This window comes from Mycobacterium colombiense (assembly GCF_001672755.1).
Lineage (GTDB): Bacteria > Actinomycetota > Actinomycetes > Mycobacteriales > Mycobacteriaceae > Mycobacterium > Mycobacterium colombiense_C.
In genome coordinates this window covers 1-9,317 of record NZ_LZKI01000081.1, presented here as the reverse complement: position 1 = coordinate 9,317, position 9,317 = coordinate 1, and the positions used below count along the sequence as shown (strand labels likewise).

Sequence of the window (9,317 nt, the reverse complement as noted above, 5' to 3'; positions counted from 1 at the left end):
GGGCCGCCTCGAGGATTTGTCGGTATGGGTCGCGTCGTGTCAAGGGCAATGCCCGCCTGAGCAATTCCAGCGCGCCCCGGGGTTTGGTCAGGGTGTCCTGGCGGGCGCGGGCGGCGGCGGCGGCGCCGGCGTCGGGCGGCGTGACGGTGGCGAATCTCATCGGGACCCCGCCGGTTTGATCGGCACCGCTTGTCCGGCCACCACCAGCACCACCCGGTCGCACAACCGGGCGAGGCGCTGGTTGAGGCTGCCCAGTTCGTCGGCGAACCGGCGTCCGGCGGCGGTCGCGGGCACGACGGTCAGCCCGACCTCCGGGCTGACCAGCACCAGCGGGGACGCGAAGTCGCCGACGGCGGCCAGCACGTCATCGACGGGAGCCGCGACCGAGCCGCCATCCCAGGCATTGGTGCGGTCCAGCGCGCCGGTCAGCCAGGTGCCCAGGTCGTCGACCAGCGTGGGGGTGCCCGGCGACTGGCGCAATTGCGTTGCGATGTCGTCGGTTTCGATCGTCGACCAGTGCTCCGGCCGGCGGCTGCGATGCTGGGCGATCCGGTGCGCCCAGGCCGCGTCGTCGTGGCCGGCCGGCCCGGGCGCCAGATAGTGCACCGCCTGCCCGGGCGGCAACCCGTCGGCGATGGCTTCCTCCGCCCACTGCGATTTGCCTGACCTGATCCCGCCGAGCACCAGGGTGCGCACCGGTGTCAGCCCGCTTTCTGGCGAGCTTTAATCAACACTGGCGCCGTGCTTGACCTGGGGCCGCGGCGCCCGCAACCGGCGCATCTGAGACGCCCGTCCTGCAGCGTAAAGGCCGAGCTTCCAACGGCTTTCGGTATTGCTCGGGAACTTGGCATCGACCAGCCTGCTGACCTTGCGGCCCAGGATCAGGCCGTCGACGCTCATCACGGCCATCAGCACCAGCATGGCCGGCGACACCCACAGCTGCAGCTGCGGGACGCCGAACATGGCGAACATCAAGAACAGGGTCGACGGCATGAACAGGCCCAGCAGGTTGCGTCGGGAGTCGACCACGTCGCGGACGTAGCGGCGGATGGGACCCTGGTCGCGCGGCAACAGGTAGCCCTCTTCGCCGGCCATCATCTTCTCCCGGCGTTCCGACATGCCGGCGCGGCCGGCGGCCTTGTTCGCCCGGCGCTCCTCGCGGTTGAGCTTGGGGCCGGCCAGCGATTTGCGCCGGGCCCGCGCCTCGGAGGCGGTCATCGGCGCGGGCGCGACCGGCCCCTTCCTGGCGTTGCGGCGGGCCTCGTTGCGCTTGGGCGTGGGGCGTCCCTTGGGTCCCGTGCGCTGTGCCTCGCGGGTCGCGTCGCCCGAGGCGCCAGCAACGCCGGAGCCGTCCGGGGTGGCGGCGTTCTCGTCGAGGTCGGTGTCCTGGCCCTTCTTACGGCCCAACAGCTTCACAGGGGCCAGGTTACTTCGCGGGCGACGCGCGCCGGAATTCGCCTGGAATGCCTTGCTATTAGACCTGCGTTAGTACCGCTCTTGGCCCTACTCTTACACGTGATGAACGGCAGCCTTTGATGGACGACGGGTCGATGGCCTCGGCTGATGATGGTCCTGGCCTGGCCCCCGGCCGCCTCCAACTGCCCGCTATGCAGGTCCTGGTGGCCCCGGACTGCTACGCCGACAGCATGTCGGCCCTGGAAGCCTCCGCGGCCATCGCGACCGGCTGGACCCGGTCGCGTCCCGGCGACCGGTTCGTCGTCGCCCCGCAATCCGATGGCGGCCCCGGCTTCGTCGAGGTGCTCGCCAGCCGGCTGGGGGAGACGCGGCACCTGCGGGCGTCCGGACCGCTGAAAGCCATGGTCGAAGCCGATTGGGTGTTCGACCGCGGCTCGGCCACGGCCTACTTGGAGTGCGCGCAGGCGTGCGGTCTGGCGCTGGTCGGCGGACCGCCGACCCCGGAGACCGCCATGGCGGCGCACAGCAAAGGCGTAGGGCAGCTGATCGCCGAGGCGCTGCGGGTCGGGGCGACGCGCATCGTGGTCGGCCTGGGCGGCAGCGCCTGCACCGACGGCGGGCAGGGCATGATCGCCGAACTCGGCGGCCTGGACACCGCCCGGCGGCAACTGGGCAACGTGGAGTTGATCGCCGCTTCCGACACCGAATACCCGCTGCTCGGCCCGTGGGGGGCCGCCCGGGTGTTCGGGCCACAGAAGGGCGCCGACACGGCCACCGTCGCGGCGCTGGAAGTTCGCCTGCAGGCGTGGGCGTTGATTCTGGAAGCGGTGGCCGGCCGGGACGTGAGCGCGGAGCCGGGTGCGGGGGCCGCCGGCGGCATCGGCGCCGGGTTGCTGGCGCTCGGCGGCCGCTGCGAGTCCGGGGCCGCCATCATCGCCGAGCACACCCGGCTGTCCGACGACCTGGACACGGCGGACATGATCGTCACCGGTGAGGGCCGGTTCGACGAGCAGTCCCTGCACGGCAAGGTGGTGGGCTTTCTAGCCGATGCGGCCCGGCCGCGGGGGATTCCGGTGGTCGTGCTGGCCGGCCAGGTCGACTTGGACAACGCGACGGTGCGCTCGTCGGGCATCATGGCGGCGTTATCCATCGCCGAGCACGCCGGATCGGTGCGGCTGGCCCAGGCCGACGCGGCCAACCAGCTCATGGGGCTGGCATCCGTAGTTGCGGCGCGACTCGGGAATAGCGGTCCTGCAAGGTACCGTTGAGGGAGTGGACTTTCGGGCGGTCCGGATCGCCCGGCGCAGGCCGGCGATTTCGGGCTTGATCGACCCCACCCAACGATGAGGCATGTAGGAGAAGCAATGACGGTGCAAAACGAGTCGAACGCCACGACGACCCACGGCGTGATCCTGACCGAGGCCGCCGCCACCAAGGCAAAGTCCCTGCTGGACCAGGAGGGCCGCGACGATCTGGCGCTGCGCATCGCGGTGCAGCCGGGCGGCTGCGCCGGCCTGCGCTACAACCTCTTCTTCGACGACCGGGCGCTGGACGGCGACCTGACCGCGGAGTTCGGCGGTGTGAAGCTGACGGTGGACCGGATGAGCGCGCCCTACGTCGAAGGCGCGTCCATCGACTTCGTGGACACCATCGAGAAGCAGGGCTTCACCATCGACAACCCCAACGCCACCGGCTCGTGCGCCTGCGGCGACTCGTTCAACTGATCGGTTAAATCCCGCGAATCCGTCAGCCGGGCTGCGCAGTCCGGCTGACGGAGCGCGTTCAGTACGAGCCCCCGGTGCGCAGCACGTACGAGCAGACCATGATCTGGCCGCGCTGGAACAGCAGCTGCGCGATGCCCTGCACCTGCCCGTGCATCGGGCCGCCGCTCACCGGGGACACCCGCATGGTGAACAACGCCTGAGCCTGGTACTGCGACAGGTAGACGATCTTGTCGATCGAGGTGAGCTCGACTTCGGAGAACTGCTTGCGGAACGCGTCGCTGCTGAGCTTGGCCAGGGCCTGGTCGGATCGTTTGTCCTGGACGCCGTCGTAGAGCCCGCACAGCGCGTTGCGGGCGATCTCGTCGATGTCGCGGTGCTCGAGCGCGTCCAGATAGCCCTGGATGGCCGTCTTCGCCGCGCCCTCGGAGAACGTGGCGCCGGTGTTGGCCCCGTTCGTACGAACTCCGAAGACGATTGCCATGGTCATGACAGCAACGAGCGCGACACTTATCAGAACGCCGATGATCAGCCGCCGCTTGGACCGCTGCTGCGGGTAAGGGACGGGCGCGGGAGGCTGCCCGGCATAATTGGCGGGAGCGGCTCCTGCGTGCGGAGCTGGGGCGAAGCCCGGGCCACCGGTGGTGGGGTCATCCTCGGGGAACTCGAGTGGCTGGGATTCGCTTGGGGGTGTTGGTCCTTCGCCGCCGACGGTGTGGTTCGGCGAGTGCGGACCTGCCATCGTGGTTCTCCTACGGTGGTAGACGGGACTGCAAGCGGGTTGCGGCCCGAGCAATGTGATCCCGGCGACTTGAGTGAGTTCCCTAGGGAGGCTAGCGCACGGCCTCGCGCCGAGGAGTGCACACAGCGACGGTCGAGGCCCGTGAGTAAGCTAGATAACCTTACTAACGAAGGATGGAGTTTTCGTGACGATCGCGGTGACAGGTTCGATTGCGACCGACAATCTGATGCGGTTTCCCGGCCGATTTTCCGAGCACCTGCTGGCCGAGCACCTGCAGAAGGTGTCCCTGAGTTTTCTGGTTGACGACCTGGTGATTCACCGCGGCGGCGTGGCGGGCAACATCGCCTTCGCCATCGGTGTGTTGGGTGGCGACGTGGCGCTGGTCGGGGCGGCCGGCGACGACTTCGGCGAGTACCGGGAGTGGTTGCAGTCGCACGGCGTCAACTGCGACCACGTGCTGATCTCGCAAACCGCGAAGACCGCGCGATTCGTCTGCACCACCGACCAGGACATGGCCCAGATCGCATCCTTCTATCCCGGCGCCATGTCGGAGGCCCGCAACATCAAGCTCGCCGACGTCGCGTCCGCGGGCAAGCCGGACCTGGTGATCATCGGGGCCAACGACCCGGACGCGATGGTGGTGCACACCGAGGAGTGCCGCAAGCTCGGCCTGGCGTTCGCCGCGGACCCGTCCCAGCAGCTGCCCCGCCTGTCCGGCGAGGAGATCGACAAGCTCGTCGACGGCGCGGCCTACCTGTTCACCAACGACTACGAGTGGGAGCTGCTGCTCTCCAAGACCGGCTGGTCCGAGGCCGACGTGCAGAAGAAGGTCGACCTGCGGGTGACCACGCTGGGCGCCAAGGGCGTCGACATCGTCGAGCGCGACGGGACCACCACCCACGTCGGCGTGGTGCCCGAGACCAGCCAGACCGACCCCACCGGCGTCGGTGACGCCTTCCGGGCGGGTTTCCTCACCGGCCGTACCGCCGGGCTGAGCCTCGAGCGGTCGGCGCAGCTGGGCTCGCTGGTCGCCGTGCTGGTGCTGGAGTCCACCGGCACCCAGGAGTGGACGTGGGACTCCGCGGTCGCCAAGACCCGGTTGGCCGATGCCTACGGCGACGAGGCGGCCGCCGAGATCGCCGCGGTCCTGGCCTAGCGGCCTTTTGCGGCCTTTTGCGGCATTGAGCGTGAAGCCACGGCCTTGACTGTGAGCTAGAGGGCGGGAATTCCGCGGAATTTCCGCCCAGGCTTCACACTCGAGCGTCCGACTAGAGCTGCACGGGGTAGTGCGGCTCGCTGATCCGGGGCACCACGCTGCGCTCGACGAAGATCGCGTGCCAGAGCATGAAGATCAGCAGCGTCCACAGCCGGCGGCTGTGATCGCTGACGCCGTTGCGGTGCTCGTCGAGCATCCGGCGTACGGCGGCCTTGTCGACCAGGTGGTCGGCCTGCGAGGCGTCCACCGTCGCGTAGGCCCACTCCAGCAGCTCGCCGGCGCGCAGCCAGTGCCGGATCGGCACCGGGAACCCGAGCTTGGGCCGGTGCAGCACGTGCGCCGGAACGATCGGCTCCAGCGCGCGGCGCAGCGCGTACTTGGTCGTCGTGCGGGTGATCTTCGCCTCGACCGGCAACCGGGAGGCGACGGCGAACACCTCGGGATCCAGGAACGGCACGCGGAGCTCCAGCGAGTTCGCCATCGTCATCTTGTCGGCCTTGACCAGGATGTCGCCGCGCAGCCAGGTGAACAGGTCGATGTGCTGCATGCGCGCCACCGGATCCCAGCCCGCCGATTCCGCGTACACGGGCGCGGTGACGTCGGTGTGGGTCCACTCCGCGCGGAACCCGGGCAGCACGTCGCGCAGCTGCGCGTCGGAGAAGCTGCGGGCATTGCCGTAGTAGCGATCCTCGAGCGTCAGGGAGCCGCGGTGCAGCAGGCTCTTGCCCCGCATCCCCTCGGGCAGCGGCTTGCTCATCTTGCCCACCGATCGCCGCAGCGGCCGGGGCAGATAGTCAAAGGGCTTGAGCGATAACGGCTCTCGATAGATCGTGTAGCCGCCGAACAACTCGTCGGCGCCTTCACCGGACAGCACCACCTTGACGTGCTTGCGGGCCTCGCGGGCGACGAAGAACAGCGGCACCAGCGCCGGGTCGGCCACGGGCTCGTCGAGATACCAGACAATCTCGGGCAGGGCGGCGACGAACTCGTCGGGCTTGACCACCTTGGCGATGTGGCGGGCGCCGATCGCCTCGGCCGAGGCCACCGCGACGTCGATCTCGGAGAAACCCTCCCGCTCGAAGCCCGTGGTGAAGGTGATCAGCCGGGGGTTGTGCCGAATGGCCAACGCCGCGATGGCGGTGGAGTCGATCCCCCCGGACAGGAACGCCCCGACGGTGACGTCGGCGCGCATGTGCTTGGCCACCGAGTCCTCGAGCACCGCGGTGATCTCGTCGTAGCGGGCCTGTTCGGTGTCGCGGGTGGTCGGCACCGCGGCAAAGCGTGGCACGAAATACCGGGTGACCTCCGGCTGCAGGAGGTCGGGACGGATCCGGGCGTAGCAGCCCGATTCCAGCCGGCGCACCCCGCGGTGCAGCGTCTCGGGCTCGGGCACGTACTGCAGGACGGTGTAGTGCTGCACGGCCCGCTCGTCGATGCCGGTGTCGAACCCGATCAGCTCGGCCAGGTCCAGCAGGCACTTCTTCTCGCTGGCCACCGCGGTGCCGCCGGTGCCGGTCGCCATGAACAGCGGCTTGATGCCGAAAGGGTCACGGGCGCAGAACAATTCGCGAGTGGCGGTGTCCCACAGCGCGAACGCGAACATGCCGCGCAGCCGGGTCAAGACGTCGGTGCCCCAGTAGTGATATCCGGCGACGACGGCCTCGCCGTCACCGTCGGTGGCGAAAACCGCGCCATGCCGGCCGGCCAGTTCCTGGCGCAACTCGAGGTAGTTGTAGATCTCGCCGTTGAACACCAGCACGTAGCGGTCGGGCGCCTCGGGCGGCCCCCAGCGCAGCGGCTGATGCGAGTGCGCGATGTCGATGATGGAGAGCCGGTTGAAGCCGAAGACGACGGAGCCGTCGGTGTCGGGGTCCACCCAGGTGCCCGGCTCGTCGGGGCCGCGGTGGCGCATCGAATGCGACGCGCGCGCGATGGCATCGTCGGCGCGGGCGGCAGAGTCGTCAGTGGCGCCCTCCGGGGCAGCAACGAACGCCAGCAGACCACACACGGCGCCCCAGTATGCCGCACTTCGAAGGTGTGCGTGGACCTCGCACCCGGCACGTCGTGAATGGCCGGGCGCACCGGCGGGCCGGGGTTTCGTCGCCCGGCTCAGGCGCGTGGTCTACGCTGCGTAGTATTCGATATCCGAGCAGGAGGCGCTAACGTGACCCCTCGCGAGCAGGACCGTTCGCAACGTTTGTCGCAGGGCAGGTTTCGGCGCCATTCCGGGGGCCAAGCCAAGGGGCTTTCCCGTCGTCTGCGGCCCTTCGCGGTGGCCCTGACGCTGGGCGTGCTGGCGTTGTTCCTGAGCGGATGCAGCAGCTGGGCGGACGCGCTGGCATTGGGCTGGCCGCGGGGCATCACCCCGGAGGCCCACCTCAACCGTGAACTGTGGATCGGCGCGGTGATCGCGTCGCTGGTGGTCGGGCTGATCGTGTTCGGCCTCATCTTCTGGGCGTCGGCCTTCCACCGCAAGAAGGCGACCGACACCGTGCTGCCCCGGCAGTTCGGCTACAACATGCCGCTGGAGCTGGTGCTCACGGTGACGCCGTTCCTCATCATCTCGGTGCTGTTCTACTTCACCGTCGTGGTGCAGGAGAAGATGCTGCACCTGGACAAGAATCCCGAGGTTGTGATCGATGTCACGGCGTTCCAATGGAACTGGAAGTTCGGCTATCAGAAGGTCAACTTCAAGGACGGCACGCTGACCTACGACGGCGCCGACCCGGCGCGCAAGAAGGCGATGCTGTCCAAGCCGGAGGGCAAGGACGCCCACGGCGAGGAGCGCGTCGGTCCGGTCCGCGGGCTCAACACCTCAGACCGGCAGTACCTGAACTTCGACAAGGTCGAGACGCTGGGCTCCAGCGAGGAGATCCCGGTGCTGGTGCTGCCCACCGGCAAGCGCATCGAATTCGACCTGGCGTCCGCGGACGTGATCCACACGTTCTGGGTGCCGGAGTTCCTGTTCAAGCGCGACGTGATCCCCAACGCCGACGCGAACAACTCGGTGCACGTCTTCCAGACCGAAGAGATCCAGACGCCCGGCGCGTTCGTGGGCCACTGCGCCGAGTTCTGCGGCACGTATCACTCGATGATGAACTTCGAGGTTCGGGTGGTGGCGCCCAACGACTTCAAGGCCTACCTGCAGCAGCGGATGGACGGAAAGAGCAACGCCGAGGCGTTGCAGGCGATCGGGCAGCCCCCGCTCGCGGTGACCACCCACCCGTTCGACACCAAGCGCGGACAATTGGCCGGAAGCCAGTAGGTTAGGACACCAAATGCATATCGAAGCCAGGCTATTCGAAGTCATCGCCGGGTTTTTCATTGTGGTTGCGGTGCTCTACGGGGTGCTGACCGCCATCTTCGCCACCGGCGGCGTCGAGTGGGCGGGCACCACCGCGCTGGTGCTGACCGGTGGGCTGGCGTTGATCACGGCGACATTCTTCCGCTTCGTGGCGCGCCGGCTGGACACCCGGCCCGAGGACTACGAGGGCGCCGAGATCAGCGACGGAGCAGGCGAATTGGGCTTCTTCAGCCCGCACAGCTGGTGGCCGATTCTGGTCGCACTGTCCGGCTCGGTGGTCGCGGTGGGCATCGCGCTGTGGTTGCCGTGGTTGATCGTCGCCGGGGTGATGTTCGTCCTGACGTCGGTCGCCGGGTTGGTCTTCGAGTACTACCTCGGGCCCGAGAAGCACTGATTCGCGGCATAAAGGTCACAATCAGATCACGTGATTGGTGGGCCGTTCGCCACGACGGCTTTGCCCCTTTGGGGTTCGGTAGTGTTTTGCCCAGGCAAACGAGAAGCGTCCCAGCGCGCCCGCAACCATGTGATCGCGGAGTCTTGTGCGCAGGTGAGGCCGTCGAACAGGGTAGGCAAAGGCAAAGATGAGCGGGTCGAGACCCCCGGGATGGGATCCTGACGAACCCGACCTTGCCGACCCGATCAGCCACGAACCGGACCCCGGCGACGAGCCGGACGACGATCTGGAGCGCGGCGCCGACGCCGAGGCCGAGCCGGAGCCCTTCGAGGACAACGCCGAACTGGCGGCGAACCAGACCGACGAGACGGACGCCTACTCGCGTGCCTACTCGGCCCCGGAGTCCGAGCACTTCACCAGCGGCCCGTACCTGCCGGCCGATCTGCGGCTCTACGACTACGACGACTTCGACGAGTCCGCCGATGCTGACGACGAGCGCAGCACCGCACGCTGGCCGTGGGTGG

At 68.4% G+C, this 9,317-nt stretch carries 9 protein-coding genes and 2 pseudogenes; 7 read left to right on the top strand and 4 right to left on the bottom strand.

Going from position 1 to position 9,317, the window contains the following annotated elements:
- Positions 1 to 76, top strand: a pseudogene (locus A5708_RS27980) (hypothetical protein); the annotation flags it as partial.
- Positions 77 to 156: 80 nt separating this feature from the next.
- Here the strand turns inward: A5708_RS27980 and A5708_RS12985 are convergent.
- Together A5708_RS12985 and A5708_RS12980 are read right to left on the bottom strand one after the other, a co-directional pair.
- Positions 157 to 696 (bottom strand): bifunctional adenosylcobinamide kinase/adenosylcobinamide-phosphate guanylyltransferase, encoded by a 540-nt coding sequence (locus A5708_RS12985; RefSeq protein WP_065029025.1) that lies wholly within the window; start codon positions 694 to 696, stop codon positions 157 to 159.
- 27 nt (positions 697 to 723) lie between these two features.
- Positions 724 to 1,416 carry a DUF3043 domain-containing protein gene (locus A5708_RS12980; protein WP_065029024.1) on the bottom strand — a complete coding sequence of 231 codons (693 nt, stop codon included), beginning with the start codon at positions 1,414 to 1,416 and terminating at the stop codon, positions 724 to 726.
- A 191-nt stretch (positions 1,417 to 1,607) separates the two neighbouring features.
- Between A5708_RS12980 and A5708_RS12975 the strand changes: the two genes are divergently transcribed.
- Both A5708_RS12975 and A5708_RS12970 read left to right on the top strand, forming a co-directional pair.
- On the top strand, positions 1,608 to 2,684 hold the full coding sequence (locus A5708_RS12975) for a glycerate kinase (protein ID WP_065029023.1): 1,077 nt from the start codon (positions 1,608 to 1,610) through the stop codon (positions 2,682 to 2,684).
- A gap of 96 nt (positions 2,685 to 2,780) precedes the next feature.
- Positions 2,781 to 3,140: a HesB/IscA family protein gene (locus A5708_RS12970; RefSeq protein ID WP_007770699.1), complete on the top strand. Its 360-nt coding sequence runs from the start codon at positions 2,781 to 2,783 to the stop codon at positions 3,138 to 3,140.
- A gap of 58 nt (positions 3,141 to 3,198) precedes the next feature.
- Here the strand turns inward: A5708_RS12970 and A5708_RS12965 are convergent, their stop codons facing one another.
- Complete coding sequence (locus tag A5708_RS12965) at positions 3,199 to 3,879, bottom strand: hypothetical protein (RefSeq protein WP_065029022.1); 681 nt, start codon at positions 3,877 to 3,879, stop codon at positions 3,199 to 3,201.
- A 184-nt stretch (positions 3,880 to 4,063) separates the two neighbouring features.
- Here A5708_RS12965 and A5708_RS12960 point away from each other — a divergent pair, with 184 nt between their 5' ends.
- Entirely contained in the window at positions 4,064 to 5,035 is a 972-nt protein-coding gene (locus tag A5708_RS12960; RefSeq protein WP_065029021.1) for a carbohydrate kinase family protein, read from the top strand.
- A 112-nt stretch (positions 5,036 to 5,147) separates the two neighbouring features.
- Here the strand turns inward: A5708_RS12960 and asnB are convergent, their stop codons facing one another.
- Entirely contained in the window at positions 5,148 to 7,103 is a 1,956-nt protein-coding gene (gene asnB / locus A5708_RS12955; RefSeq protein WP_065029020.1) for an asparagine synthase (glutamine-hydrolyzing), read from the bottom strand.
- A 156-nt stretch (positions 7,104 to 7,259) separates the two neighbouring features.
- Here asnB and A5708_RS12950 point away from each other — a divergent pair, with 156 nt between their 5' ends.
- From A5708_RS12950 to A5708_RS12940, 3 genes and pseudogenes are all read left to right on the top strand, one after another.
- Complete coding sequence (locus tag A5708_RS12950) at positions 7,260 to 8,360, top strand: cytochrome c oxidase subunit II (protein ID WP_081292943.1); 1,101 nt, start codon at positions 7,260 to 7,262, stop codon at positions 8,358 to 8,360.
- Between the two features lie 13 nt (positions 8,361 to 8,373).
- The gene (locus A5708_RS12945; protein ID WP_065029019.1) at positions 8,374 to 8,793 is read left to right on the top strand and encodes a cytochrome c oxidase subunit 4; all 420 of its coding nucleotides are present in this window, start codon (positions 8,374 to 8,376) and stop codon (positions 8,791 to 8,793) included.
- A 187-nt stretch (positions 8,794 to 8,980) separates the two neighbouring features.
- A pseudogene (locus A5708_RS12940) lies at positions 8,981 to 9,317 on the top strand (hypothetical protein); the annotation flags it as partial.